The 26,853-nt window shown below is 62.6% G+C and carries 27 protein-coding genes; 17 read left to right on the top strand and 10 right to left on the bottom strand.

Annotated elements, in window-relative coordinates:
• Positions 1-2 precede the first annotated feature (2 nt).
• From LB566_RS15050 to LB566_RS15035, 4 genes are all read right to left on the bottom strand, one after another.
• Entirely contained in the window at positions 3-1,523 is a 1,521-nt protein-coding gene (locus LB566_RS15050; protein WP_224624964.1) for a type II and III secretion system protein family protein, read from the bottom strand.
• Complete coding sequence (cpaB, locus tag LB566_RS15045; RefSeq protein WP_140550065.1) at positions 1,520-2,332, bottom strand: Flp pilus assembly protein CpaB; 813 nt, start codon at positions 2,330-2,332, stop codon at positions 1,520-1,522. Before cpaB ends, LB566_RS15050 begins: the two co-directional genes overlap by 4 nt.
• A gap of 201 nt (positions 2,333-2,533) precedes the next feature.
• Positions 2,534-3,052: a prepilin peptidase gene (locus tag LB566_RS15040; RefSeq protein WP_140550066.1), complete on the bottom strand. Its 519-nt coding sequence runs from the start codon at positions 3,050-3,052 to the stop codon at positions 2,534-2,536.
• A gap of 171 nt (positions 3,053-3,223) precedes the next feature.
• Entirely contained in the window at positions 3,224-3,400 is a 177-nt protein-coding gene (locus tag LB566_RS15035) for a Flp family type IVb pilin (protein ID WP_224624963.1), read from the bottom strand.
• Positions 3,401-3,757: 357 nt separating this feature from the next.
• Between LB566_RS15035 and LB566_RS15030 the strand changes: the two genes are divergently transcribed.
• The 3 genes from LB566_RS15030 (at position 3,758) to LB566_RS15020 (ending at position 5,552) form a co-directional block, all read left to right on the top strand.
• The gene (locus LB566_RS15030; protein WP_140550068.1) at positions 3,758-4,180 is read left to right on the top strand and encodes a pilus assembly protein N-terminal domain-containing protein; all 423 of its coding nucleotides are present in this window, start codon (positions 3,758-3,760) and stop codon (positions 4,178-4,180) included.
• Positions 4,181-4,308: 128 nt separating this feature from the next.
• Positions 4,309-4,890 (top strand): TadE/TadG family type IV pilus assembly protein, encoded by a 582-nt coding sequence (locus LB566_RS15025; protein ID WP_140550069.1) that lies wholly within the window; start codon positions 4,309-4,311, stop codon positions 4,888-4,890.
• Positions 4,891-4,931: 41 nt separating this feature from the next.
• A complete protein-coding gene (locus LB566_RS15020) occupies positions 4,932-5,552 on the top strand; it encodes a TadE/TadG family type IV pilus assembly protein (protein WP_140550070.1) in 621 nt (206 codons plus the stop codon).
• Positions 5,553-5,558: 6 nt separating this feature from the next.
• On the opposite strand, the gene LB566_RS15015 is transcribed toward LB566_RS15020, so the two are convergent.
• Positions 5,559-6,476 (bottom strand): phosphate/phosphite/phosphonate ABC transporter substrate-binding protein, encoded by a 918-nt coding sequence (locus tag LB566_RS15015; protein WP_224624962.1) that lies wholly within the window; start codon positions 6,474-6,476, stop codon positions 5,559-5,561.
• A 135-nt stretch (positions 6,477-6,611) separates the two neighbouring features.
• Between LB566_RS15015 and LB566_RS15010 the strand changes: the two genes are divergently transcribed.
• The 9 genes from LB566_RS15010 to LB566_RS14970 all read left to right on the top strand — a co-directional run bounded on the left by LB566_RS15010 (position 6,612) and on the right by LB566_RS14970 (position 16,179).
• On the top strand, positions 6,612-7,853 hold the full coding sequence (locus LB566_RS15010; protein ID WP_224624961.1) for a phosphopentomutase: 1,242 nt from the start codon (positions 6,612-6,614) through the stop codon (positions 7,851-7,853).
• Positions 7,846-8,736, top strand: coding sequence for a bifunctional DNA-formamidopyrimidine glycosylase/DNA-(apurinic or apyrimidinic site) lyase (mutM, locus tag LB566_RS15005; RefSeq protein WP_224624960.1), 891 nt, complete (start codon positions 7,846-7,848; stop codon positions 8,734-8,736). Before LB566_RS15010 ends, mutM begins: the two co-directional genes overlap by 8 nt.
• A gap of 41 nt (positions 8,737-8,777) precedes the next feature.
• Positions 8,778-9,551 carry an enoyl-CoA hydratase gene (locus tag LB566_RS15000; protein WP_224624959.1) on the top strand — a complete coding sequence of 258 codons (774 nt, stop codon included), beginning with the start codon at positions 8,778-8,780 and terminating at the stop codon, positions 9,549-9,551.
• A 206-nt stretch (positions 9,552-9,757) separates the two neighbouring features.
• Positions 9,758-10,024 (top strand): 30S ribosomal protein S20, encoded by a 267-nt coding sequence (gene rpsT, locus LB566_RS14995; RefSeq protein WP_140496747.1) that lies wholly within the window; start codon positions 9,758-9,760, stop codon positions 10,022-10,024.
• 848 nt (positions 10,025-10,872) lie between these two features.
• Positions 10,873-12,417 (top strand): chromosomal replication initiator protein DnaA, encoded by a 1,545-nt coding sequence (dnaA, locus tag LB566_RS14990; protein WP_140550075.1) that lies wholly within the window; start codon positions 10,873-10,875, stop codon positions 12,415-12,417.
• Between the two features lie 200 nt (positions 12,418-12,617).
• Positions 12,618-13,736, top strand: a complete 1,119-nt coding sequence (dnaN, locus tag LB566_RS14985; RefSeq protein ID WP_140550076.1) for a DNA polymerase III subunit beta — start codon at positions 12,618-12,620, stop codon at positions 13,734-13,736.
• An 11-nt stretch (positions 13,737-13,747) separates the two neighbouring features.
• Positions 13,748-14,890, top strand: coding sequence for a DNA replication/repair protein RecF (recF, locus tag LB566_RS14980; RefSeq protein WP_224624958.1), 1,143 nt, complete (start codon positions 13,748-13,750; stop codon positions 14,888-14,890).
• A 39-nt stretch (positions 14,891-14,929) separates the two neighbouring features.
• Complete coding sequence (locus tag LB566_RS14975; RefSeq protein ID WP_224624957.1) at positions 14,930-15,688, top strand: molybdopterin-synthase adenylyltransferase MoeB; 759 nt, start codon at positions 14,930-14,932, stop codon at positions 15,686-15,688.
• Positions 15,689-15,690: 2 nt separating this feature from the next.
• The gene (locus LB566_RS14970; protein ID WP_224624956.1) at positions 15,691-16,179 is read left to right on the top strand and encodes a GNAT family N-acetyltransferase; all 489 of its coding nucleotides are present in this window, start codon (positions 15,691-15,693) and stop codon (positions 16,177-16,179) included.
• A 30-nt stretch (positions 16,180-16,209) separates the two neighbouring features.
• Here the strand turns inward: LB566_RS14970 and LB566_RS14965 are convergent, their stop codons facing one another.
• Positions 16,210-17,211 (bottom strand): 2-hydroxyacid dehydrogenase, encoded by a 1,002-nt coding sequence (locus LB566_RS14965; RefSeq protein ID WP_140496760.1) that lies wholly within the window; start codon positions 17,209-17,211, stop codon positions 16,210-16,212.
• 148 nt (positions 17,212-17,359) lie between these two features.
• On the opposite strand from LB566_RS14965, the gene LB566_RS14960 reads away from it, so the two are divergent.
• Positions 17,360-17,920 carry an SH3 domain-containing protein gene (locus LB566_RS14960; RefSeq protein ID WP_140496762.1) on the top strand — a complete coding sequence of 187 codons (561 nt, stop codon included), beginning with the start codon at positions 17,360-17,362 and terminating at the stop codon, positions 17,918-17,920.
• 44 nt (positions 17,921-17,964) lie between these two features.
• Here the strand turns inward: LB566_RS14960 and LB566_RS14955 are convergent, their stop codons facing one another.
• Both LB566_RS14955 and irrA read right to left on the bottom strand, forming a co-directional pair.
• On the bottom strand, positions 17,965-18,324 hold the full coding sequence (locus LB566_RS14955; RefSeq protein WP_224624955.1) for a DUF4260 domain-containing protein: 360 nt from the start codon (positions 18,322-18,324) through the stop codon (positions 17,965-17,967).
• 83 nt (positions 18,325-18,407) lie between these two features.
• Positions 18,408-18,839 carry an iron response transcriptional regulator IrrA gene (irrA, locus tag LB566_RS14950; RefSeq protein ID WP_181165297.1) on the bottom strand — a complete coding sequence of 144 codons (432 nt, stop codon included), beginning with the start codon at positions 18,837-18,839 and terminating at the stop codon, positions 18,408-18,410.
• A gap of 242 nt (positions 18,840-19,081) precedes the next feature.
• Between irrA and fabA the strand changes: the two genes are divergently transcribed.
• From fabA to LB566_RS14930, 4 genes are all read left to right on the top strand, one after another.
• Positions 19,082-19,600 carry a 3-hydroxyacyl-[acyl-carrier-protein] dehydratase FabA gene (gene fabA / locus LB566_RS14945; RefSeq protein ID WP_140496768.1) on the top strand — a complete coding sequence of 173 codons (519 nt, stop codon included), beginning with the start codon at positions 19,082-19,084 and terminating at the stop codon, positions 19,598-19,600.
• Positions 19,601-19,649: 49 nt separating this feature from the next.
• Positions 19,650-20,870 carry a beta-ketoacyl-ACP synthase I gene (fabB, locus tag LB566_RS14940; protein WP_140496770.1) on the top strand — a complete coding sequence of 407 codons (1,221 nt, stop codon included), beginning with the start codon at positions 19,650-19,652 and terminating at the stop codon, positions 20,868-20,870.
• A gap of 31 nt (positions 20,871-20,901) precedes the next feature.
• Positions 20,902-21,714 (top strand): enoyl-ACP reductase FabI, encoded by an 813-nt coding sequence (gene fabI / locus LB566_RS14935; RefSeq protein WP_224624954.1) that lies wholly within the window; start codon positions 20,902-20,904, stop codon positions 21,712-21,714.
• A gap of 126 nt (positions 21,715-21,840) precedes the next feature.
• The gene (locus LB566_RS14930; RefSeq protein WP_140550082.1) at positions 21,841-23,385 is read left to right on the top strand and encodes a putative bifunctional diguanylate cyclase/phosphodiesterase; all 1,545 of its coding nucleotides are present in this window, start codon (positions 21,841-21,843) and stop codon (positions 23,383-23,385) included.
• An 18-nt stretch (positions 23,386-23,403) separates the two neighbouring features.
• Here the strand turns inward: LB566_RS14930 and LB566_RS14925 are convergent, their stop codons facing one another.
• Both LB566_RS14925 and pnp read right to left on the bottom strand, forming a co-directional pair.
• Entirely contained in the window at positions 23,404-24,423 is a 1,020-nt protein-coding gene (locus LB566_RS14925) for a class I SAM-dependent methyltransferase (protein WP_224624953.1), read from the bottom strand.
• Between the two features lie 69 nt (positions 24,424-24,492).
• Positions 24,493-26,640, bottom strand: coding sequence for a polyribonucleotide nucleotidyltransferase (pnp, locus tag LB566_RS14920; RefSeq protein ID WP_140550084.1), 2,148 nt, complete (start codon positions 26,638-26,640; stop codon positions 24,493-24,495).
• Positions 26,641-26,853: the final 213 nt, after the last annotated feature.

The raw sequence follows: 26,853 nt of genomic DNA, 5'->3' as shown, positions 1-26,853 counted from the left end.
GTTCACTTGTAGATGAAGCCGACGACGCCGTGATAACGGCCGCTGGGCTTGTCCGTCTGCATTGTGCCGTAGACACGATTGACTCGGCCCAGGAACATACCGGCGCCATCGCTGGCGGCGTTGAAATTGTCGTCAGGTTTGGCAAGGTCGTTTCGTGCCACCGGTTTCACCAGATAGGGGGTGATGATGATGACCAGTTCGGTCTCGTTGCGCACGAAGTCTCTGCTTCGGAACAGTGTGCCGAGCACCGGGATCTTTGTCAGCCCGGGCAGGCCGGCGACAGCCTGCCTGACGTCATCGCGGACGAGGCCGGCGATCATCATCGAACCCCCTGACGGCAATTCGACGGTCGTGTCGGCAAGTCTCTTGCGGATGGACAACAGCGTGGTTCCGGGCAACCTGCCCGCCGCTTCCAGCGTGGTGGCGCCTTCGGCAGTAGGCTCCGACACGGACGTCCGGACCTTGAGGCTGATCCGACCCGCTGACAGCACAACCGGCTGGAACTCCAGGCCGATGCCGTATTCGAGTTTATCGTTGGTGTATGTGACCTGCCCTGTCTTGTTGTCATCTGAAACATTGTTCGTACGGCTGGTGATGAGATTGAACTCGCCACCGACCTTGAATGTTGCCTTCTCACCCGAGACGGCGGTGAGGGTCGGCTCCGCCAGCGTCTTCATGACGCCGCCTTGCTCCATTGCGTTTAGATACGCCTGAAGCGCCGAGGTGCCGATCGAAGCTCCCGAGAATTGCGACAGCGGTTTCCCAAGCCCGTATGCCGGGGTGCTCATCGCGTCGTAGCTGATACCGTTGCTACCGCCGCTGCCCACCATATTGACGCCAAGCTGCTTCATCACGGAGCGGCTGACTTCGGCGACCGTCACCTTGAGCGTGACCTGGTCGTCGCCGATGATCTGCAAAAGATTGACGATCTTGGAGACGCGGCGTTCCTGGTCCGGATTGTTGATGTCGACACCACTCTGGGCCGAGCCGCCGGCCGCGGTCTGCGAATATTGTCCCGTCGTCGCTTCACCGCCCGAGACGAAGATCGTCGCCAGGTCGACGGCGCGTTTGGCGTCCAGCGGCGTGTCGACGGTTCCTGTCAGGACGACGTTGTCGTTCAGCAGTTCGACCTTGATGGCCGATGTCGGGATGAAGCGCTTGATATAATCCTCCAGGCCTGCGACGTCGCGTTCGACGGCCAGATCGAGGCTGACGATCTGTTCGCCATTCGGCCCGAAGACAAAGATGTTGGTCTCGCCAACCGCCTTGCCGAACAGGTAGATGCGCCTCGCGGTGCGGGTCACCGCATCGGCGACGGTCGGATTGGCGACAAGAATGTCGTAGGCATCACTCGGCAGGTCGATGACCACCGACTTGTTGAGGCCGAGCTTGACGCGCTGGGTGGCCGCCGAAGCCGAAACCTGGGCATTCTTGGCCTCGACCACGCTCTGCACGTTCGTTCCGACGAGCAGCAGGGCGAAAGCCGCTGCCACGACCGCCGGCAGTTTACCGCTTAGCCTCATTTTCTTGCCCCCACTTCGGAAACTTCGCCCGACTTGATCAGCCTCACCGTTCCCTTGCGGCCATTGCCGGAAACGAGATAGTCGGCCTCGTCCACATTCTTTTCCTGGGTGTCCGTGATCGACCGCAGCGCGAGCGTCAGGCGATCCGCCATCTGCTGGGCGACGGTGATGATCTCCGCCTGCTTGGGCGTCAGTTCCAGCGTGGCGGTCTGGCCCACCCTGGTCTTCTTGCCTTCCTCGTCCTCCTGGATGGTCTGGTCGATCGCCAGGACGCGGATGTTCTTGAGGATGGTTTCGGTGTTGAAGCCGGAGCCGCCGCTGTTGGCATCGGCCCGGCGGGTCATGATGACGTCGACGAAATCATTCGGAAGGATGAAACCGCCGGCAGAGGTGTCGGCCGATATCGTCGTAGCGACCGCCCGCATACCAGAAGGCAGGATCGACGACATGAAGCTTTGCCCCTCGCCGATCAGCTTGGAACGCCGCACCGGCTCGCCCGCGTACATCGGAACACGGGCTATGGACCCCTTCAGTTTCTCCAGGGCATCGGGAGCAGTGGCCTTGGTGATGAAATTGGCGTTGATGCCGTCAGCCGGCCAGGATTGCCAGGCAATGTTGTTCTCGAGCTGGCTGCCCATGGTGACATCGCCCGACAGGACAAGCACGTCCTGCAATGCCACGGCGGGAGCCGCTGGACCGGACTCGACGATCTGCGGTGGCGGCGCTGCGACCATGTTCTTCGCGACATAGCCAGCACCACCCGCCGCGGCGACCGCCACGCTCAGAATAATCAATCGGGATGCTGGCATCTGTCCGAACCCTCGCCTTGGCAAACCACCTAGCCAGGCCGGACTTTGCAGCGGCAATCGTCAAAACAAGGTTAATGTAATGCTTACGATCGTGATTAATTTAAGGTTTACATAAATTAGCTGTATTGCGCCGTCAGGGACAAACAGCCAGCCCGCTCCGCAGAGCCAGCCCGCAACACAGCCAAGGAATGATCGGTAAGTTCAGGCCGCCAGCCTGGCCAGCGCCCAGACCATTAGGGGCGAATCCGGGTAGGTCAGCAATCCGCCCAAACCGAGCGCGATGCCGTAGGGAACCCCGGTCGTCTCATCCGCGAAGTGACGCAGGAACGGATTGCGGCCGGTAAAAACCGCAAGCGGCGACTTCCGGTAGACGAGAATGGCGAGCGTCAGCAAGCCGCCTATAAAGGTCGAGACCAGGAGATACTCGACGAGTTGGATGTCGAGTCCCATCCACACGGCGGTCGCGGCCAGCAGCTTGGCATCACCACCGCCCATGCCGCCCATTGCAAAGAGGCCGAACGTCACGGCAAGAACAAGGGCTCCGGCAGCAAAGTGCCAGCCATAGGCCGCCCATTCCATGCCGGTCAGCGGCGCAACCAGTGCGAAGACGACGACAAGCAGCACCGGCACGCGATTGGCTATCGTCATCGACAGCATGTCGGAGATAGCGGCGAACAGCATGCAGAACGGGAAGACGACGAAGATCAGGGCTTCAAGCATCGGCGCTATGCCTATTGTCGGATCAAGCGGCACTCAATCTAGGCATGTTCGATTAATGATTGATGAGGCCCGGAACAAAAAGGCGATTGATACGGGCTGCGAGACAGAACAAGGGCCGCCGTGTGGCGGCCCTTGTTCTGAACTCAAGCTGAAAGTCAGCAATAAGGCAAATCAGCCGCCGGTAGTGTTCAAGGTGGTGCCGATGGCACTGAACTTGGCGTTGATTGCATTGCCGAGCGCGCCAGCGCCGACGATGATGGCGAGCGCGATAAGGGCGGCGATCAGACCATATTCGATAGCGGTCGCGCCGGATTCGTCCTTTACGAAACGTGCAATGAGATTAGACATTCGAGAGCTCCTACTCCACGTGTTACAGCACTTCCGTCAACTTCTGTGATGGTTGATCGGATGCTGCCAATCTAGGGAGAAGCTCTTTCGATGGACTTAATAAACAGCCTTACCGATTCCTTTCCCGGTTGGAACATATTGCGTGGTTAACTATGGGCTAAGCGCCGGCCGAGGCGCAATTCCCAGTCAAGCAGCCGCAAAAAGGCATCGCTTCGCGACCTGCGATCCGCGGGAGGAACTGGACGGGACGGGCGCCTATGACGATCGCGGCACATGGCGCCGGGAGGCCTGCTTAACCGTTGGTTCACCAATCTCGTTCATGTTCCGTTGAACAGTCCGCCCGCCTGGAGCGCCTCAATGGCCGAGCCGAGATCGTCGATCCTGATTGCCGTGCTTCTTGCCGCCGTGAGCTTTGTCATGCCCGCCAGGGCCGGCACCGGCATCGAGGTCACCATGAACCAGGCCAAGATCGTCAAACTGTCGCGCCCTGCCGACACGATCGTGGTCGGCAACCCGGCAATCGCCGACGCTTCCGTGCAGGACGCCTCGACGATCGTGCTGACTGGTAAGGGCTTCGGCGTCACCAACCTCGTCGTCCTCGACCAGGATGGCAGCCCGATCGTCGATGAACAGGTCACCGTCGTGCGGCAGGCGGCCTCGTCGGTGCGCATCTACCGGCGCGCTGAAGTTCAGACCATGTCCTGCACGCCCTATTGCGAAAGCTCCTACAAGAGCGAAGCCGAAAAATCCTCGGAAGCCGAGATGAGCGTCAGCCGGTAGGCACGCGGTCCAGGTTAGCGGGTGGTTAAGACGCCCGCGGCGACTTTAACGATCATTCAAACCGGACTTCAATTGGTTTGCACTAATACACCTGCCGAGACCGTCTGGGGGTTGGGCAGGATCAGGGCATGAGCAACGAATTCGTCTCGACAGGTGATCGCACCGCAAGACGGGCACGGTTTTTTGCGCGCTTCGCCGGCGACCGCCGCGGCAGTACGGCACTGGAATTCGCGCTGCTCGCATTGCCGTTCGCGGTTCTTGTCTTCGCCATCCTGGAAAGCTGCATCTCATTTGCCGGCCAGGAAGTGATGGCCAACATCACCGACGACATCGCGCGCAAATTGCGCACCGGGCAGTTGAGGCCGGCCGACGTCGCCGGGGACAAGTTGAAGACCATGATCTGCGACAGGCTGGAGATCATCGTCTCGCAGGATTGCCCCAATCAACTGGACGTGGACCTTCGCGAATATACCACGTTCGCCGACGCGGCCACGGCCACCTTCAAGATCGACAACGGCAACATCATTTTGATGCAGGGCACCAACTCGCAGCCCTTCGCGACCACGCCGGGCCTGGCGGAATCGAAGAACATGCTGCGGGTCTTCTACAAATGGCCCGTCATGACCGATCTTCTGGCTCAGTCGATGGGCGGCAACAAGACACTGCATTTTGCATCGGTGACCTGGCAGAACGAGCCATTCGACAACTGAGTTCGCGGCGGAAGCAAAACCCAGGAAAAAGGGCAACGGGCATGATGCGTGCGGGGGCACATCCAGGAATGGCAGGATGTTGGGGGAAGTTGGTCGGTTTCATACGCGATCGCCGCGGCATCGCGGCGGTCGAGTTCGCCCTCATCGTCCCCATCCTGCTGATCATGTATTTCATCACCATGGAGGCTTCGCAGGCCATCGAGACCAGCAAGAAGGTCAGCCGCATCGGCAGCATGGTCGCGGATCTGGTCACGCAGCAGCCGACCATCGTCAAGGCGGACCTGGATGCCATTATGAAAATCGGCACCTCCACCTTGCAGCCCTACAATCGCTCGACGCCGGACATCACGATCACGGCAATACAGGTTACAACCGATACGCCGCCCGAGGTGAACGTGGTGTGGTCACGCAAGGTGGTCAATGGCGTCTACGGCGCTGACGCCGCCAAGGACACACCCACGACCGTGCCATCCACGCTCAAGGTCGCCGGCACCTTTCTCATCCGTGTCGAAAGCAAACTTGGTTACAAGCCGATAATCACTTGGTCCCCGGACAGTTCACAGAAGGCCGGATTGACGACGATCTTCAACAATATATCGATGGGCGAGACCTATTATCTGCGTCCGCGCCGAAGCCTGACGATCCCCTGCGGCGACTGCTGACGAGCTCTATCGCCGCACGCCACCGTCCGACACCAGACGCACGATGGCGTGCGCCATCTCGTAATCCTTGGGAACCACGGTGGCGAAACCGCCGGAATGCTTCGATTCCAGCAGATCGTAGATATCGGGCGTCGTCGATTTGAGATTGGTGAGAAAGACGGCCAACCGGCGCTTGGCTTCCGGGTCGAGATCGCTGCGCACCGCATGGGGACCATATCTCAGCAAACCCGACGTCCATACGACTTGAAGGGCTGTCGCCGAAAGCCCGGCAGCTTCGAGCCTTGCCTGCGTGCCCGATAGTCTTGGCTCGCCGTCGGCCGCCGCCGTCGCCCAGCCGAACAAGGCATCGGTCTGGCCATCGACCAGCATTCCTTCCGCGGCCGAGGCGGAATCGGCATAGACCAGAAACGATGCGTCCTCTGCGATCTTGACGTGCTCGGCGGCCAGTCCGGCCAATGGCAAAAGAGAACCAATGCTGTCCGCCGGCGGCATGGCGATCCGGTGGGTTTCCATCGCCGTCAGGCTGGGCACCTTGCCATCCTTCGTCAACAGCACGGCGCGGATGCCGACGGCGCCATCGGAATCGACCGGTGCCACGAGCGGTTCGATGCATTCGCAGCGCTGTGACGCCGTTGCGTAGGCAGCCGCCGAATAGATGGCATATTCGATGTGGGCGTTGGCCTGCGCATCGATCAGCGCGGCATAGTCACGGGCAACGACGAACTTCACCTTCATGCCCAGAGCGTTGGTAAAGGCCTCGGTCAACCGCGCCAGGCCTGGAACGGTATTGCCTGCTCCGGGTTCGGCGACGATGCCGATGCGAAACGTGCCGATATCCTCGCGCCAGTCGGCGCGCGCCGGGCCGGACCAGACCGCGCCCTGCGCGATGATGAGAGCGGCGCATGCGTTGAGGGCAGCTTTCATGGGAGACCCGGTCCTGCGATCCGTCAATGACTTGGTTCCAGACTATCGCGCCGAGCGGTTGCCGTTTGGTTTCCGAATTGCCAATGCCGCCGTGGAACCCTATGTCTGGATGCTCAAACCGGCAACAATGACCTCATGGCGCGTGCTTTCCTCTTCGTCCTGGATTCCTTCGGCATAGGCGGCGCCGCCGACGCCGAACGCTACGGCGATGCCGGTGCCAACACCTTCGCCCATATCACCGAGGCCTGTGCGGAAGGCCGCGCCGATCGCGAAGGACTTCGCCAGGGGCCGTTGTTTGTTCCCAACATGGCGTCGCTTGGACTTGGCAAGGCTGCCGAGACCGCGACGGGGCTGGGCTTTGCCGCTTTCGGGACGGATCTCGTCGCCAATGCTTTCCACGGCGCCGCTCAGGAGGTTTCGAGCGGCAAGGACACGCCATCGGGCCATTGGGAGATAGCAGGCCTGCCGGTGCGTTTCGACTGGGGCTACTTTCCCAATACGATCCCGGCCTTTCCCGCCGAACTGACCGAGGCGATCATCCGCGAGGGCCAGGTGCCGGGTATTCTCGGCAACTGCCATGCGCCGGGCACCGAGATCATCGAACGGTTCGGCGAGGAGCACATCCGCACGGGCAAGCCGATCTGCTACACCTCGGTGGATTCGGTCCTGCAAGTCGCCGCGCATGAGATCCATTTCGGCCTGGAGCGGCTCTACGAATTCTGCAGGGTGGTGCGCCGCCTGGTTGATCCGTTGAGGATCGGAAGGGTGATCGCGCGACCGTTCCTCGGCGAGACGGCAGCCACTTTCGAGCGGACCTACAACCGACACGACTACGCCGTGCCGCCGCCCGAGCCGACATTGCTCGACCGGCTGACGGCGCGTGGCAGCCGCGTCATCGCCGTCGGCAAGATCGGCGACATCTTTGCCCATCGGGGGGTTTCGGAAGTGCGCAAGGCTGCGGGCAACATGGCCATGTTCGACCAGGCGCTTGATGCAATGGATGCGGCCCGCGACGGCGATCTCGTCTTCGCCAATTTCGTCGATTTCGACACCGAGTTCGGCCATCGCCGCGATGTTGCAGGTTATGCCGCCGCGCTCGAGGCCTTCGACCGGCGACTGCCGGAAGCATTCGCAAGATTGCGACAGGGCGATCTGCTGATCCTGACGGCCGACCACGGCAACGACCCGACCTGGCGCGGAACCGACCACACACGCGAACGCATTCCGGTGATCGGCATCGGACCGGGTCTGACGGGCGGCGACATCGGGCTGAGAACGACATTCTGCGACATTGGTGAAACCGTGGCCGAACATCTCGGGTTGGCGCGCGGCCGCTACGGCACTTCCTTTTACCCGGATATGGGCGGTCATGCCTGAATTGCCCGAGGTCGAGACGGTCCGGCGCGGGCTGGAGCCGGTTCTGGAAGGCGCCCGCATCATCCGCGCCGAGGCACGCCGGCCGGACCTGCGTTTTCCATTCCCCGAAAAATTCGCCGAGCGGCTGACCGGCAAGACGATCACGGCGCTCGGACGCCGGGCCAAATATCTGACGATGGATCTCGAAAGCGGTCCCGCCCTGATCTGCCATCTCGGCATGTCGGGCTCGTTTCGCATCGAGACGGCCGACGCCGCCGAAATGCCCGGCGTGTTCCATCACGAGCGGTCGAAGAGTTCGACGCACGACCATGTCATCTTCGACGTCGCCTCTCGGGACGGCACCCGCTCGCGCGTGGTTTTCAACGATCCGCGTCGCTTCGGCTTCATGCTGTTTTGCGAAGGGCCGCCGGACACCCATCCGATGCTGGCGGGGCTCGGCGTCGAACCCACCGGCAACGCGCTTGACGGAGTGCTGCTGGCCTCGCTGCTGAAGGGCCGGAAATCGCCGCTGAAGGCCGCTCTTCTCGACCAGAGACTGATAGCCGGGCTCGGCAACATCTATGTCTCGGAGGCGCTATGGCGCGCCGGGCTGTCGCCGCTGCGCGAGGCCGGCACGATCGCCAAAGCCGGCAAGAAAGCCAGTGAGCAAAGCCGGGGGCTTGCCGTGGCGGTCCGCTCGGTCATCGCAGATGCCATTGCGGCCGGCGGGTCGTCGCTGCGCGACTATATGCAGACCGACGGTTCGCTAGGCTATTTCCAGCACTCCTTCGCGGTGTATGACCGGGAGGGCGAACCCTGTTCCAAGCCTGGCTGCGGCGGCCATATCGAGCGCATCACGCAGAGCGGCCGCTCGACCTTCTATTGCCGGACCTGTCAGCGGTGAGCTAGATCGATCTTCAATTGCCTGGAAGAGGAGCCGAAGCCATGGCCTATGAAACGATCGTCGTTGAAACCAGGGGCAAGGTCGGGCTGATCACCTTGAACCGGCCGAAGGCGCTCAATGCGCTGAATTCCCAGGTCATGGCGGAATTGGTGGCCGCGGTAAACGTGTTGGGGGCAGATGACGACATCGGCGCGATGGTCGTCACCGGTTCCGAGAAGGCCTTCGCCGCAGGCGCCGACATCAAGGAAATGCAGTCGATTTCCTACGTCGATGCTTACATCAAGGACTTTTTCGTCGGCTGGGAAGAGTTGACCCGGGCGCGCAAGCCGATCATCGCGGCGGTGGCCGGCTATGCGCTGGGCGGCGGCTGCGAACTGGCGATGATGTGCGACTTCATCATCGCCGCCGACACGGCAAAATTCGGCCAGCCCGAAATCACGCTCGGCGTAATTCCCGGCATGGGCGGCTCACAACGCCTGACCCGGTTCGTCGGCAAGTCGAAGGCGATGGACATGTGCCTGACCGGGCGGATGATGGATGCCGCGGAGGCCGAGCGTTCCGGCCTGGTCTCGCGCGTCGTGCCTGCCGGCGAGCTTGTCGAGGAGGCCGTCAAGGCAGCGGCCAAGATCGCCGATTTTTCGCTGCCGTCGGTGATGATGGCAAAGGAAGCCGTCAACCGGGCCTATGAAACGACGCTCGCCGAGGGGTTGCGGTTCGAGCGCCGGCTGTTCCATTCGCTGTTTGCGCTCGACGACCAGAAGGAAGGCATGGCGGCCTTCGCCGAGAAGCGCAAGCCGAATTTCACCAATCGCTGACAGCGCACCTCCGGGGCGCCAAGTGCTTCGGCGTGGCTGAAAAATGCTCCGGCGCGACGACAGCCAAAAAGAACGCAAGCCAGCGTTGACGCGCCGGGAAAGCTGAACTATAAGCCGCACCAACCGAGGCGGCCCTGTGGCTGCCCGTTTGTTTTTTGTGCCCTGCGGCATGCCGCATGCGCCGACCAGATCAGAAGAGAGGCATCATGGCCAATACATCCTCGGCCAAAAAGGCAACGCGCAAGATCGTCCGCCGCGCGGCGATCAACAAAAACCGCCGCTCGCGCGTCCGCACTTATGTGCGCCAGGTCGAGGAGGCGCTCGCCTCCGGCGACAAGGCCGCCGCGCAGGCAGCATTCAAGGCCGCCGAGCCGGAATTGATGCGCGCTGCGACAAAGGGCGTGATCCACAAGAACACCGCGGCCCGCAAGGTTTCGCGGCTGGCCCAGCGCCTCAAGGTGCTGTCGGCCTGACGTCCCTTTCCGGACTGATCTTCTGAGAACCCGGCCGATAGTGCCGGGTTTTTTCGTTTGCCGGCAAGCACTTAAAAAGAATACTCGGAAACGGCGTCGAAAGCGGAGTCTGCGGTCCGAAATGCTTTGCCGGCATATGCGTTCCGGCTGATGGTCCAGATACTTGAAAAGTGTCGGCTGAAAAATTCCCCCTCCGCAGAAATAATCAATATTTCCCAATTGGTTACAGATAGTCATCCACACGTTGTCCACAACGCAGCGGAGCGCCAGGAGAACAACTGGCTGTCAAGCGATTTATTTCACAAAATTTCGCGCCAGCCCGGCTTTTTCATATTCGCCGGAAAAGGGTTTGAATCACAATGGCTTTGTCAAACTATAGTGCTGCCGCATGGCGCTTCGGCGCGCCGGACCTAACCAGATTCCTTAAAAATCCGTTAGACGTGGCCTTGCTCTATCCACAGCGATTTCGGTAATGTCGGTCCATCGAAAGGGATGGGCCGGGTGGCCCTAACCCAGCCTGAATGGGCCAGCTTAAATTGGCGGGGTTTGTGACGCGGACCAAGTCCGCGGGCAGGTTTGGTTTGCTCTTTTTCGATACGGTAGGGGACTGGCGTAACTAGACATGGCAGGTCGACAGCGCCGGCGATTTTCGCCGGACGGTGTTGCATTGCCCTGACATACCCAACACGGACTGGCTTCCATGGGCCGGCACCGGTTCCCTGGATAATGGGCGACGTTCATCTGCCGGCGGCGGCAGCGGGCGTCGTAGCAAAGCGCAGTCGCTGGAACACGGATGCAGGAGGCGCATCCCCGGCGGAAAAACAGGTACAGAGACAAGGAATTCGATCATGCAGAGCGGCGTCGAAAGGGAGCTTATGAATGAAATCCCATTTTCAGGAAATCTGATCGGAGCTGACGAGATGGCGGCTTCCAGCGACGCGGAACAGAAGTTCGACCGGGTAAAGGCCCAGTTGAAGGCGCGCTTGGGTACCGAGGTCTATTCGAGCTGGTTCGGGCGCATGAAGGTCGCAGAGGCTTCAAAGGGCATCGTTCGCATTTCGGTGCCCACAGCGTTCCTGCGCTCGTGGATCAACGGCCATTATCTCGACCTTATCTGCGAACTTTGGAAGCACGAGGATCCCGAGATCCTCAAGATCGAGATCATCGTGCGCACGGCCACCCGCCAGGGGCGCAGCCATGCCGAACCGGAATTGGCGCCCGCACGCAAGATGACGCGCCAGACGCAGACGGCTCTGGCCGCCGGCACCGTAAGCCCTGGCAGGCTGGAGCGAGCTCCGGCGCCCCGCCCGGGCGGGCCAACCGAGAGCGAGTTCCGCCACAATGTGCTGGGATCGCCGCTTGATCCGCGCTACACGTTCGCCTCGTTCATCGAAGGGCCCTCGAACCGGGTGGCCTTCGCTGCGGCCAAGGCCGTGGCGGAATCGCAGTCGAGCGCGGTGCGCTTCAACCCGCTCTTCCTTCATGCGACGGTCGGCCTCGGCAAGACCCATTTGTTGCAGGCCATCGCCGCGGAATCGCTGAAGCAGAACCCGAAATCGCGCGTCGTCTACCTGACGGCGGAGTATTTCATGTGGCGCTTCGCCACCGCGATCCGCGACAACAATGCCTTGACGCTCAAGGAACAGTTGCGCGACATCGACCTGCTCATAATCGACGACATGCAATTCCTGCAGGGCAAGTCGATCCAGCACGAATTCTGCCACCTGATCAACATGCTGCTCGACAGCGCCAAGCAGGTCGTCGTCGCCGCGGACCGGCCCCCGTCGGAGCTGGAATCACTCGAACCGCGGGTCCGCTCGCGCCTCAATGGCGGCGTCGCGCTCGAAATGTCGGCCCCCGATTTCGCCATGCGCCTGGGCATGCTCAAGCTGCGCCTCGCCACCGCCAGGCACGATGACGCCTCCCTCGACATCTCAGACGAGATCCTCAATCACGTCGCCCGCACGGTGACCGGCAGCGGCCGCGAACTGGAAGGCGCCTTCAATCAACTCCTGTTCCGCCAGTCTTTCGAGCCGCAGATCACCATCGATCGCATCGACGAAATCCTCGGCCATATCTACCGAACCGGCGAGCCGAAGCGGGTCCGTATCGAGGATATTCAGCGCATCGTCGCGCGGCACTACAATGTGTCGAAGACCGAGTTGCTGTCCAACAGGCGCACGCGCACCATCGTTAAGCCGAGGCAGGTCGCCATGTATCTGTCCAAAGTGATGACACCGCGCTCGCTGCCCGAGATCGGGCGGCGCTTCGGCGGCCGCGATCACACAACGGTGCTGCACGCAGTGCGCAAGATCGAGGATCTTTCCGGCGGCGACAACACGCTGGCGCAGGAACTGGAACTGTTGAGACGGTTGATCAACGACCAGGCCTGAGCCGTTCGAAAACGCCTGCCGGCGTGCTTCGCCGCCTTTATCCCCAGAAAGCCCGCGTAGCCGGCCCGAACCGGTCGCGCGGGCTTGCGTTTGCTGGTTTTTTCCTGTCAGTTTACGCAGATTCTGAAGCCTGTTCAGACCTTTCGCGGGACGCCGCCAGCCGGAGACCCGCTCATTCATTCAAGCGAGCCTGGTTCGTCATGCGTGTTATCCTGGAACGGTCAAATCTCCTGAAGTCGCTCAACCACGTCCACCGCGTGGTCGAACGGCGCAACACCATACCGATCCTGTCCAACGTGCTGCTCAGCGCCGAAGGCGCCAGCCTGGAAATGAAGGCCACCGACCTCGACCTGGAAGTGACGGAAGCGACGCCCGCCAAGGTCGAGCGGGGTGGCGCGACAACGGTTCCGGCGCATCTGCTCTACGACATCGTGCGCAAGCTTTCCGACGGTGCCGAGGTGATGCTGAAGACGGACGAGGACGGCAACGCCATGACGGTGACCTCCGGCCGCTCGAGCTTCCGCCTGCAATGCCTGCCGCAATCGGACTTCCCCGAGCTTTCGGCCGGATCCTTCTCGCATATCTTCCGGCTCGACTCGCTCGCGCTCAAGGGGTTGATCGAGAAGACCCAGTTCGCCATCTCCACGGAGGAAACGCGCTATTATCTCAACGGCATCTATCTTCACACACATGAGGTCGGCGGCAAGCTGAAGCTGCGCTCGGTGGCGACCGACGGCCATCGCCTGGCACGCGCCGAGATCGACGCGCCGGCGGGTTCCGAAGGCATGCCGGGCATCATCATCCCGCGCAAGACCGTAAGCGAATTGCAGAAGCTGGTCGATGATCCCGACGTGGCGGTCACCACCGAACTGTCGGACACCAAGATCCGCTTCACCATCGGCAGCGTCATCCTGACTTCCAAGCTGATCGACGGCACCTTCCCCGATTATCAGCGGGTCATTCCCACCGGCAACGACAAGAAGCTGATCATCGACCGCCAGAGCTTCGCGGCCGCCGTCGACCGCGTCTCGACCATCTCCTCCGAACGCGGCCGCGCGGTGAAGCTTTCGATCAGTGAGGGCCAGGTGACGCTTGCCGTCAACAATCCGGATTCGGGCAGCGCCACCGAGGAGCTGGCCGCCGACTATTCAGCCGACCCGATCGAGATCGGCTTCAACGCCAAGTACCTGCTCGACGTCGCCGCACAATTGACCGGTTCAGAGGCCCGATTCATGTTGGCCGACGCCGGTTCACCGACGCTGATCCACGACATGGCCGATGAAACCGCGCTTTATGTGCTGATGCCGATGCGGGTGTAGGGCAGCAGCGGTTGCCGGCACAAACCCATATAAGTAAGCTTACACTTACAAACTTCCGCAACTATGCGGCGCTGTCGCTCGAGCTTGAGCCGGGCGCGGTGGTGTTTTCCGGCGACAATGGCGCCGGCAAAACCAATCTGCTGGAAGCGATTTCCCTGTTGACGCCGGGCCGCGGCCTGCGCCGCGCGCCTTACGCGGACGTCGCGCGCGAGGGCGGCGACGGCGGCTTTGCGCTGCACGCGCGGCTCGACGGACCTGACGGCCAAGTCGAGATAGGGACGGGCATTTCGGGTGGCGACAGTCTTGGCGAGGGCGGCAGGCGGGTGCGCATCAATGGCGCCACGGCGCGATCGGCCGAGGATATGCTGGAATGGCTGCGCGTCGTGTGGCTGACGCCGGCAATGGATACCCTGTTCACCGGACCGGCCGCGGACCGCCGGCGCTTCCTCGACCGGCTGGTGCTGGCGATCGATCCCGGCCACGGACAGCGCGCCCTCGACTATGAAAAGGCGATGCGCGGCCGCAACCGGTTGCTGACGGAAGGTTCGCGGGATTTGAGCTGGTTCGAGGCGATCGAGACGCAGATGGCCGAGACAGGCGTGGCGATCGCCGCGGCGCGCGCCGAAATGGTGCGCCTGCTCGCCGCCATGATCGACCGGCTGCCCGACAGCGGCCCGTTTCCGCAGGCCGATATCGGCATTTCGGGCGATCTGGAGGCCGAGATCGCCACCACGCCGGCCGTCGACGTCGAGGAGCGGTTCCGCCGCACGCTCGCCGGGGGCCGCGACCGCGACCGTGCCGCCGGGCGCACGCTGGATGGCCCGCACCGCTCCGACCTCGTGGTCCGGCACCGGCCCAAGGCGATGCCGGCAGAGCTGTGTTCGACCGGCGAACAGAAAGCCTTGCTTGTAGGTATCGTCCTGTCGCATGCCAGGTTGACTGGCGAGATGTCCGGCTTGACGCCAATCCTGTTGCTCGACGAGATCGCGGCACATCTCGATAGCGGTCGGCGTGCGGCACTGTTCTCGATCCTGGAGGAGTTGAACTGCCAGGCTTTCATGACGGGAACCGATGCGGCGCTGTTTTCCAGCCTGGCCGGCCGGGCGCAGTTCCTGACCGTCGATCACGGCACGGTCGCGCCGACCGCTGTGTGAACACCTGACAAGGTTATTCTCTCGCTATATGGTCGCGCCATGACCGCCGCCGCCCTCACCGACGAAGAACTCGAACGCTACGCCCGCCACATCGTGCTCCCCGAAATTGGCGGCGCCGGCCAGCAGCGCCTGAAGCGAGCGCGGGTGCTGGTCATCGGCGCCGGCGGATTGGGCGCACCGGTGCTTGAATATCTTGCCGCAGCCGGCGTCGGAACGCTCGGCGTGATCGACGACGACACGGTTTCGCTCTCCAACCTGCAGCGACAGGTGATTCACGGCACCGACACTGTCGGCATGCTGAAAACCCACAGCGCCAAGGCGGCAATCGCCCGCATCAATCCCAACACCGCTGTCGAAATCCACACATTGCGCCTGGCCGCGGACAATGCCCAAGCCCTCGTCGCCCGTTACGACGTGGTCGTCGATGGATCCGACAATTTCGAGACGCGCTATATCGTGGCCGATGCCTGTGCGGCGGAGGGAAAGCCGCTGGTGCACGCCGCCGTGGGCCGTTTCGATGGTTCCGTGACCGTGCTGATGCCATTCCAAACCGATAGGGACGGCACGTACAACCCCGGCTATCGCGACCTCTTCCCGGAGGCACCACCGCCGGGTCTGGTGCCGTCCTGCGCCGAGGCCGGGGTGCTTGGCGTGCTGACCGGGGTTATCGGTACGTTGCAGGCGATGGAAGCCATCAAGCTGATCACCGGCATCGGCGAGCCATTGATCGGGCGGCTGCTGCTCTATGACGCGCTGGCCGCGCGTTTCGAGACCATCCGCTACAAGAGACGAAACTGACGTTGAAGCGCACTGCCGATATCACCATCACCCGGATTCCGGCCGATTTCGACCGCTGGAACGAAGTGCTCGCCCTGATCCTGCGCGCTTTCGCCTTCATGGACGGCATCATCGACCCGCCGTCCTCGGTGCACCTGCTCACTGCGGAAACTTTGCGCGACAAAGCCCGCCGCGAGACCGGCCTGTTGGCGCTCGGCGGCAACAGCATCGTCGGCTGCATCTTCGCCCTGGAACGAACCGACCACCTCTATGTCGGCAAGCTCGCCGTCACGCCGGACTGTCAGGGCCAGGGCATCGGCAGGTTGTTGATGCAAGCCGTCCAGGATTTTGCCCGCAGCCGCGGCAAAGCCGCAATCGAGCTGCAGACGCGAATCGAGCTGGCCGGGAACCAGGCGGCCTTTGCCCGGCTCGGTTTTCGCGAGACCGTGAGAACGGCGCATGAAGGTTATGCGCGACCGACTTCGGTCACCATGCGCAAGACTGTTTTGTAAGTTTTCACTTACATTATATTGCGAAGCCGCTCAGGTCCTGAGCGGCAGCACGCGATCCGGCGGGCGGTGGCCGTCGACGAAGGCGCGGATGTTGATGATCACCTTCTCGCCCATGTCGATGCGGCCCTCGAGTGTCGCCGATCCCATATGCGGCAAAAGCACGACCTTGCCCTTGGTCGCGAGCTTGAGCAGTTTTCCGTTCAATGCGGGCTCGTGCTCGTAGACGTCGAGGCCGGCGCCAGCGATCCTGCCATCCTGGATCAGCTTGACCAGCGCCTCCTCGTCGATGATGTCGCCGCGCGCGGTGTTGACGATATAGGCGGTGGGCTGAAGCAGCGCCAGCCGCCGCGCCGAAAGCAAATGGAACGTCGCCGGCGTCGACGGGCAGTTGACCGAGATGATGTCCATGCGGGCCAGCATCTGATCGAGGCTTTCCCAATAGGTCGCCTCCAGCCCGTCCTCGACCGCCTGCAAAACGCGATGGCGATTGTGATAGTGGATGGAGAGGCCGAAGGCCTTGGCACGCCTGGCAACGGCGGTGCCGATACGCCCCATGCCGACAATGCCGAGCCGTTTGCCCCAGATGCGCCGGCCAAGCATCCATGTCGGCGACCAGCCGGCCCATTTCTTGTCGCCGGTGAGTACATTGGCGCCCTCCGCCAGCCGGCGCGGCACCGCCAGCATCAGCGCCATCGTCATGTCGGCCGTATCCTCGGTCAGCACATTGGGCGTGTTGGTGACGGTGATGCCTTTCTTGGCCGCGGCCGCCACGTCGATCTTGTCGACGCCATTGCCGAAATTGGCGATCAGCTTGAGGTTTTCGCCGGCCTGGGCGATCAATGCCGCATCGATGCGGTCGGTCACCGTCGGCACCAGCACGTCCGCCTCCTTGACCGCCGCGACCAGTTCCGGCTGCGTCATCGGCCTGTCCTCGACGTTCAGCCTTGCGTCGAACAGCTCGCGCATGCGGGTCTCGACAGGGTCGGGCAGTTTTCGCGTGATGACCACGAGAGGCTTCTTTTTGCCTGCCATTGTTTCCCTCGTTGAGACCTCTTTAACCAAGACCGGCGAAACTGGAAGCCGGTCGCGGTAGCCGATTTACCCATGTACCAAGCGGTGCCGCCGAAGACAAAGAAAAAGGGGCGCCGGGGCCGGCAGGCCAGCGCCGAAAGGAACGAAAGTGTCTGGTTTCGCGTCGCTTCGCCTGACCCTCAGCGCAGCATTTCTCGGCGCTCTTCTCTATTCACCCCAACTGTGCGCGCAAGGTGCAGCGGCCCCCGCCCAGAGCGTCGTTACGCTCGGGCCGAGCGGCCTGCCGCTGCCACGATTCGTCAGCCTGAAATCCGGCCGCGTCAATTCGCGTGTCGGGCCGGGCGCCAACTACTCGGTCGACTGGATGTATCTGAAGGCAGGCCTGCCTATGGAGATCATCCAGGAATTCGACACATGGCGCCGCGTGCGCGACGCCGACGGTTCGGAAGGTTGGATCAACCAGTCGCTGCTTTCGGGCCGGCGCACGGCGATCGTGGCGCCGTGGCAGCGCGGCAAGGGCGCCCAGATCAATCTCCTCAGGAGCCCCGAAAAGGACGCCAGCGTGGTGGCTATCGTCGAGCCGGGCGTCATGGGCACGATCAAATCCTGCGACGGCCAGTGGTGCGAAATGACGCTCGATGGCCATACCGGCTGGCTCGCCCAATCCGTCGTCTGGGGCGCCTATCCCGGCGAACGGGTCAAGGACTGATCGTTGGCCTTGTGCCGATTCGTTTGAACCGCAGGCCGGACCGTTTAGCGGCCGATGCGGCCGAGATGGGTATCCTGAAAGCTGCTCGACAGCTTCAAGCCGTAGCCCAGCGCGCGATCGATAGCGATGTGGGCGATCCAGATCAATGCAACCGCTATAGCGGCTGCACTGCCGAACAGGCTGCCGGCAAGCACCAAAAGCACCGGCGGGACCAAGACGTGGAAGGCATTGTAGCAGGCGGCGCCGACGCGCGGCCCGGCGAGATAGCCGAACATGGACAGATCAGGCGCCAGGATCAACAAGGCGAACAACCACCAGGACGCACCGGCGAGTGCATAAAAGACGATAGCGGACACCGCGACACCGGCCCATTCCAGCCGGATAGCCAGATCGAGGGGTTTCATTCCTGGCCGTCCATACGTGCCTGGCCGTCCATACGTGCCTGGCCGTTGATACGTGCCTGGCCGTTCATACGTGCCAGCCCCGGTCATTCGGCGCGTTTGGGGCGCAGCCTCACCACGATGTCGACATTGGCGATCTCCATCCCCTCGGGTGGTTCCGGCAGGTTGGTGACGGTGACCGGACCATTGGCGATGTCGAAAATCCGGTTTTCGCCTTCGATATAGAAATGGTGATGATCGGAGGTGTTGGTGTCGAAATAGGTTTTGGCGCCCTCGACAGCGAGAATGCGCAGCAGTCCCGCCTGGGTGAACTGGTGAAGGGCGTTGTAGACGGTGGCCAGCGACACCGGCACGCCGGCGGCGACGGCCTCCTCGTGCAGTTCCTCGGCCGACAGATGGCGGTCACCCTTGGCGAAAAGCAGGTCGGCAAGCGCAATGCGCTGCCGTGTCGGCCTCAGGCCGGCTTCACGAACCCGCTTGTCCACAGCGACATTTTCCTTCCGGCAGCCCCGGTCCATCTGGTCGTCCAAGCTCACAGTTCCGCCTCAAGACACGTCCAGAATGGCAAAAAAATGGATGTCTGCCGAAACCGGACCCCTTCCGACATATATTCTGTCGTCCGGATGCGATCAATAGCGCGCATTGACCCGGCAAGACTGGCGGGTTAAGCGCAAACGCCGGTTTCCGGCCTGAAACAGATTGTGTTAGGACACCAACGACAAGGGCGCGCCAGCGCCCGGGACATATGGGAACGAGATTGATGGCGGGTTCGAAATCCAGCTACGACTACGAAGAATTGCTGGCCTGCGCCCGCGGCGAGCTGTTCGGACCGGGCAATGCCCAGTTGCCCTACCCGCCGATGCTGATGTTTGACCGCATCACCGAGATCAGCGAAACAGGCGGGGCTTTCGACAAGGGTTTCATCCGTGCCGAATTCGACATCAAGCCGGACCTGTGGTTCTTTGCCTGCCATTTCATCGGCAATCCCATCATGCCTGGATGCCTGGGCCTCGATGCCCTGTGGCAGCTGACGGGTTTCTATCTCGGCTGGCTGGGCGAACCCGGCAAAGGCATGGCGCTGTCGACCGGCGAGGTCAAGTTCAAGGGAATGGTCACGCCCTCGGTTAAAAAGGTCGAGTATGGCGTGGAATTCAAACGTGTGATGCGTGGCCGGCTGGTGCTGGGCATCGCCGATGGTTGGCTAAAGGCGGACGGCGAACCCATATACGCGGCAACGGACCTGAAAGTCGGTCTGTCCAAGCAGTCGGCGGTCGCTTGACCGTCGCCCTGGCCGACTTCGTGGCCAGCATTCCTGGAAGGAGTTGCGAATGAGACGTGTCGTAGTCACAGGCCTCGGCATCGTGTCGTCGATCGGCAACAATGCCAACGAGGTGCAAGCCTCGCTGCATGACGCCAAATCCGGCATCAGCTTCTCCGACTCCTTCGCAGAGCACGGCTTCCGCTGCCAGGTCTGGGGCGCGCCGACGCTCGATCCCAGCGCCATGATCGATCGCCGCGCAATGCGCTTCCTGAGCCAGGGAGCGGCCTGGAACCATGTCGCCATGGACCAGGCGATCGCCGATGCCGGGCTTGGCGAGAGCGACATCACCAATGAGCGCACCGGCATCGTCATGGGCTCGGGTGGACCTTCCACCCGCACCATCGTCGAGGCGGCCGAAACCACGCTCAAGAACGGCAGCCCCAAGCGCATCGGCCCGTTCGCCGTGCCGAAGGCGATGTCGTCGACCGCGTCGGCGACGCTGGCCACCTGGTTCAAGATCCACGGCGTCAACTATTCGATCTCGTCTGCCTGCTCGACCTCGGCGCATTGCATCGGCAATGGCTACGAACTGATCCAGTGGGGCAAGCAGGACATGGTGTTCGCCGGCGGCCACGAAGATCTCGACTGGACGATGTCGGACCTGTTCGACGCCATGGGCGCCATGTCGTCGAAGTACAATGACAGGGCATCGGCCGCTTCCCGCGCGTATGACGTCGATCGCGACGGCTTCGTCATCGCCGGCGGCGCCGGCGTGCTGGTGCTCGAGGAACTGGAGCATGCCAAGGCGCGTGGCGCCAAGATCTATGCAGAGATCGTCGGCTACGGCGCCACCTCGGACGGCTTCGACATGGTTGCGCCCTCGGGCGAAGGCGCCGTCCGCTGCATGCGGCAGGCGCTGGCGACCGTCACCACCCCGGTCGACTACATCAACACCCACGGCACCTCGACGCCGGTGGGGGATTCCCGCGAAATGGGCGCGATCCGCGAGGTGTTCGGCGAGAAGATGCCCTTTATCACCTCGACCAAATCGCTGACGGGCCATTCGCTGGGCGCGGCCGGCGTGCAGGAATCCATCTATTCGATCCTGATGATGCAAGGCGGCTTCATCGGCGAAAGCGCCCATATCGAGACTCTCGACCCCGAATTCGAGGGCATGCCGGTGGTGCGAAAGCGCATCGACAACGCCAGGATCGACACCGTTTTGTCCAATTCCTTCGGCTTTGGTGGCACCAACGCAACGCTGGTTTTCCAGCGCTATTCCGCATAAGGCCACGTTTTTTCCACGAGGATTGGCGATCATGGACGGATTGATGAAGGGCAAGCGCGGGCTTGTCATGGGCGTCGCCAACGATCATTCGATCGCCTGGGGCATAGCCCGGAAACTGTCCGAACATGGGGCCGAACTTGCCTTCACCTACCAGGGTGACGCCTTTGGCCGCCGGGTCAAGCCGCTCGCCGACAGGCTCGGTGCGGCGCTGGTGGTTCCCTGCGACGTCGAGGACAGCGCCTCGGTCCGCGCCACCTTCGAGACCTTGGGCAAGGCCTGGGGTGGGCTCGACTTCGTGGTCCATGCCATCGGCTTTTCAGACAAGAATGAGCTCAAGGGCCTCTACGCCGACACCAGCCGGGACAATTTCGTCCGCACCATGGTCATCTCCTGCTACTCCTTCACCGAGGTCGCGCGCCACGCCGCGGCCCTGATGCAGGAAGGCGGATCGATGATCACCCTGACCTATGCCGGTTCGGTGCGCGTCATGCCGAACTATAACGTCATGGGCGTCGCCAAGGCCGGCCTCGAGGCCAGCGTGCGCTATCTCGCCAACGATTACGGCCCGCGCGGCATCAGGGTGAACGGCATATCGGCGGGACCGGTGCGAACGCTTGCCGGCGCCGGTATTTCCGATGCGCGCCACATGTTCTCTTACCAGCAGCGCAATTCTCCGCTGCGCCGCACCGTGACCATCGACGAGGTCGGCGGCTCGGCTCTCTATCTCCTGTCCGACCTCGCTTCCGGCGTCACCGGCGAAATCCACTATGTCGATTCAGGCTATCATATCGTTTCCATGCCGACGCTCGAGGAGCTGAAGCAGACGGATCGCGCGAGCGAATAGGCCATTTCGCGAAATAGTCTTTTCTCCTGTGAAGAAATAATTCCCTTCCAATAAAATTGGATGCATTCGCGGAAACTCATTTTAAGGGCCTATCCGCTACAAAGTCCCGCAATTTGGGGACTTTCAATGCCTGCCGTCAGCAACCCGAACCGCACACCGGTGTTCCGGCTGATCACCATAGCCAGTTCGGGCATTGGCAGTTTCATCCTCGGCATCTGGGGCCTGAAGCACGCGCTTGGCGACGGCTTTGCCGGCATGCCGGCGGACGTGATGGTGGCGATCATGGCTGCCCTTTGCGCTCTGGCGGCGGCGGGGGCCGCGATGTCTTTCTTCGCCGGCGTCGATGAATCGGCTGATTTCGTCTTCAACGAAACCCAGTTCGACAAGCTGACCGGATTGCTGGCGCGTCCGGCAATGGTCGGCAAGATCGCCGAGGCAGCCTGCGCGACGAGCCGCACCGGGGCCCCGATGTTCCTCATCGACATCGACATCGACCGGTTCAAGCAGATCAACGACGCGATCGGCTACAGCCAGGGCGACGAACTGATCCGCGCCTTCACCAAGCGGCTGCAGGCCTGCGTGCCCGAGCGCGTGCTGATCGGGCGCATCGGCGCCGGCGAGTTCGCGGTGCTGCTCCCTGATCATCAGATCCAGGGCACGATGGAAGCTATGGTGGAGAGGCTCATCGACGAGATGATGGAGCCCTATGAGCTTAGCAGCCACCAGCAATCGGTGAGCCTGTCGGTGGGCATCGTGGCGATGCCCAAGGACGGCGTCGACCCAGTCCTCATCCTGCGCCGCTCCAACCTGGCGCTGCAAAATGCGCGCGCCAGGGGAGTCGGCAACTGGTCGGTCTTCGATACCGAGATGGGCCGGGTCGCCGATCATCGCCAATGGGTCGAATCCGAGCTGCACATCGCATTCGAGCGCGGTGATTTCGACCTTCACTATCAGCCGCAGTTGGACCTGCCGAGCGGCCGCATCGTCGGCTATGAAGCGCTCATCCGCTGGAACCATCCAGAACGCGGCATGATCCCGCCTCTGGAGTTCATCCAGATCGCCGAGGAAACCGGCATGATCAATCCGATCGGCGAATGGGTTCTGCGCAAGGCATGCAGCGACGCCCGCCATTTGCCCGACGACTGCTTCGTCGCCGTCAACATCTCGCCGGTCCAGTTCATGACCAAGGACTTCATCGGCCTCGTGCGCGACACGATGCGGACCACCGGCATCAAGCCGTCGCGGCTGGAGCTGGAAGTCACCGAGACGGCCATGATGCAGGATCGCGACCGCGCCGCCGCCATCCTGAAAGAGCTTGCGGATATGGGCATCTCGGTTGCCGTTGACGATTTCGGCACCGGCTATTCCAATCTCAGCTACCTGATCGATTTCTCCTTCGGCAAGCTGAAGATCGACCGCTCCTTCGTCAGCCGCATCGATACGGATTCGAGCTCCGGCGCCGTCGTATCGACCATTGTCGGCCTCTCGCGAGCACTCGGCGTCAGTATCATTGCCGAGGGTGTCGAGACAGAGGACCAGGCGACACTGCTCAGGGCTGCCGGTTGCGAGGTGGTGCAAGGCTATCTGTTCGGCCGGCCGGCGCCGCTTGCGGTCATGGCCGGCGCGGAACATGTCGTCGAGGATTCGAGGCGCGTCGCCAATCTGCACTGAGTGCCACGCCGTTGCGTGTCAGCGACGCGCGGAAAGAACCTTGAACATGCCGTCACGGGCGAGCTCAGCATGGCTGGAGAAGGCGGCGGCCAGTACCGGCTCGTAGGGCAGCTGGCGGTTCGCCACCATGTACAGCCGGGCCCCCGGCTTCAGCGCCTTTGCCGCTGCCCGGATCAGGCTGGCGCCGATCTCCGGTTCAGCCGCCCGGCTGCGATGAAAGGGCGGGTTCATGACGACCGCGTCGTAGCGACGCTCGACCGGCTCGCTCTGCAGGTCCGTCCAGAAGAAACCTTTCGCAACCGACTGGCTGGCCATGGCAAGATTGGCTTTGGCGGCTTCGAGAGAAGCGAAATCCGCCTCATAGAGATCAAGTGCCGAGATGCCGGGCGAGCGCGCTTCCATCTCCGCCGCCAGATAGCCCCAGCCGGCGCAGAAATCGGCGACATGGCCGCGCAGGTCGGCCGGAAGATGGTCGGCCAGCAACTTCGAACCGGCATCGACACGATCAAAGGAAAACATGCCGGGCGCCGTGCTGAAGCGGCCGTCGACCAGCCCGGCGGGATTGGCGGCACGCAGCGCGGCTGCTGCCGTCGTCCCGGCCGGCCGGCGAAGCCAGAAGGCGATGCCGTGATATTTGGGCAGATGGCCTTCGAGGGGCACAAGCTCGTCGATGCGCTTGCGCAAGCTGGCGATGCCGTCATCCTTGCCGCCGGCAATGACGATCAATCCGCCCTCGGCGACGCGCTCCAGCGCTTCCGCGATGCGCAGCTCGTTCTGGCCGCGATGGCGACCCGCGAGCACCAGCGCGGCCTCAAAGCCATCGCCTTGCGTTTGCGGGGTGACAGTGAAGCCCGCGGCTTGCAGCGCGCGAAAGTGCGGCCGGAAGCCTTGCACCACGTGCAGCTCGGCATCGAAGTCCTGCGGTGTCCGCAAGCCGGATTCGGCCCCGAGAAAAAGCACGCGCTCGCCCTTTCGCGGCAAGGCGACCGCCTCGGCCTCGAATGGATGGAACAGCGTCTTCAGCGCTTCAGCGGACATGCCTTTGCTCCATAAACGAAAGCGGGCGCGACATGAGCCGCGCCCGCTTCGATTTTTCCGTCAGCCCGTTCAGGCGGCGTTTTCTTCGCTCTCGGCCTTCTTGTCGCGAACGATTTCCTTGCCGGTGGCCTGGTCGACGACCTTCATCGACAGGCGGACCTTGCCGCGCTCGTCGAAGCCCATCAGCTTGACCCACACCTTGTCGCCTTCCTTGACGACGTCCGAAGTCTTGGCGACCCGGTCGTTGGCTAGCTGCGAGATGTGGACCAGGCCGTCACGCGGGCCGAAGAAGTTGACGAAGGCGCCGAAGTCGGCGGTCTTGACGACCGTGCCTTCGTAGATTTCGCCGACTTCCGGCTCGGCGACGATGGTGTGGATCCACTTCTTCGCAGCCTCGATCTCCTTGGCGTTCGCCGAAGCGATCTTGACCGTGCCGTCATCCTCGATGTTGATCTTGGCGCCGGTCTTCTCGACGATCTCGCGGATGACCTTGCCGCCGGAACCGATCACGTCGCGGATCTTGTCGGTCGGGATGTGCATGACCTCGATGCGCGGCGCGAACTCGCCGAGTTCGGCGCGCGCGCCGGACAGCGCGTGGCCCATTTCGCCGAGAATATGCTGGCGACCGTCCTTGGCCTGGTCGAGAGCGATCTTCATGATCTCCTCGGTGATGCCTTCGATCTTGATGTCCATCTGCAAGGAGGTGATGCCGTTGGTGGTGCCGGCGACCTTGAAATCCATGTCGCCGAGGTGATCCTCGTCGCCCAGGATGTCGGAGAGCACGGCGAAGCGCTCACCTTCCTTGATCAGACCCATGGCGATACCGGCGACGGGCTTTGCCAGCGGCACGCCGGCGTCCATCAGCGCCAACGAGGTGCCGCAGACGGTTGCCATCGACGACGAGCCGTTGGACTCGGTGATCTCCGAGACGACGCGCAGCGTGTAGGGGAACTGGTCTGATGTCGGCAGCATCGGGCGGATGGCGCGCCAGGCGAGCTTGCCGTGGCCGATCTCGCGGCGGCCGGGCGAGCCCATGCGGCCGGTCTCACCGACGGAATAGGGAGGGAAGTTGTAGTGGAGGAGGAACTTCTCCTTGTACATGCCGGTCAGCGAATCGACATACTGCTCGTCCTCGCCGGTGCCCAGCGTGGCGACGACCAGCGCCTGGGTCTCGCCTCGGGTGAACAGCGCCGAACCATGGGTGCGCGGCAGGACGCCGACCTCGGACACGATCTTGCGCACGGTCTTCAGGTCACGGCCGTCGATGCGCGAACCGGTGTCGAGAATGTTCCAGCGCACGACCTTGGCCTGGAGCTCCTTGAATACGCTGCCGATCTGCTCGGAGGAATATTTCGGCTCTTCGCCTTCGGCCGGAGCGAAGGCCGCCTTGACCTTGGCCTTGACGGCGTCCACGGCGGCATAGCGCTTTTGCTTGTCGGTGATCTTGTACGCGTCGCGAAGCTCGTCGCCGACGATCTTCAGCATCTCGGCTTCGAGAGCGGAATAGTCCGGCGCGGTGAAGTCGCGCGGGTCCTTGGCGGCGACCTCGGCCAGCTTGATAATCGCGTCGATCACCGGCTGGAAACCGCGATGGCCGAACATGACCGCGCCGAGCATCAGGTCTTCGCCGAGTTCCTTGGCTTCTGACTCGACCATCAGCACGGCGTCGGCGGTGCCGGCGACAACGAGGTCGAGCTTGGATTCCTGCATCTCGTCGACATGCGGGTTGAGCACGTATTCGCCGTTGATGTAGCCGACGCGGGCGCCGCCGATCGGGCCCATGAAGGGCACACCAGACAGGGTCAGGGCCGCCGAGGTGGCGACGATCGACAGGATGTCCGGATCGTTCTCGAGATCATGCTGGACGACGGTGACGACGATCTGCGTGTCGTTCTTGTAGCCGTCGGCAAACAGTGGACGGATCGGGCGGTCGATGAGGCGCGAAACCAGCGTTTCCTTTTCGCTCGGACGACCTTCACGCTTGAAATAGCCGCCCGGGATCTTGCCGGCGGCGTAGGTCTTTTCCTGGTAATTGACGGTCAGCGGAAAGAAGTCGAGGCCCGGCTTGGGCTCCTTCATCGAAACGACCGTGGCGAGAACCTTGGTCTCGCCGTAGGTGGCGAGCACGGCGCCGTCGGCCTGGCGCGCGATCTTGCCGGTTTCGAGGATGAGCGGGCGACCGCCCCATTCGATTTCCACTTTGTGGTGATTGAACATGTCTTGTCCTTCATATGAGGAAGGGCCGCGCCGTTTCAGCGTGCGCGGGTGCCCTTTCCCCTGGCTTCCTTTCTCGGGCAGCCACGGGCAAGACAACGGGAAGCTCGATCCATGTCGGCCGGATGGCCGCACGAGCGTCCTGCAATCCTGCCCCATGACCGTCCATGGGGTGGCTTCGAGGGGGCCCTCTGCACGCTCGAAGCCGGATTTGGC

This window comes from Mesorhizobium sp. CA13 (assembly GCF_020165235.1).
Taxonomy (GTDB): domain Bacteria; phylum Pseudomonadota; class Alphaproteobacteria; order Rhizobiales; family Rhizobiaceae; genus Mesorhizobium.
The sequence above is the reverse complement of the archived record's forward strand: the minus strand, read 5'-3'. Positions and strand labels throughout refer to the sequence as shown.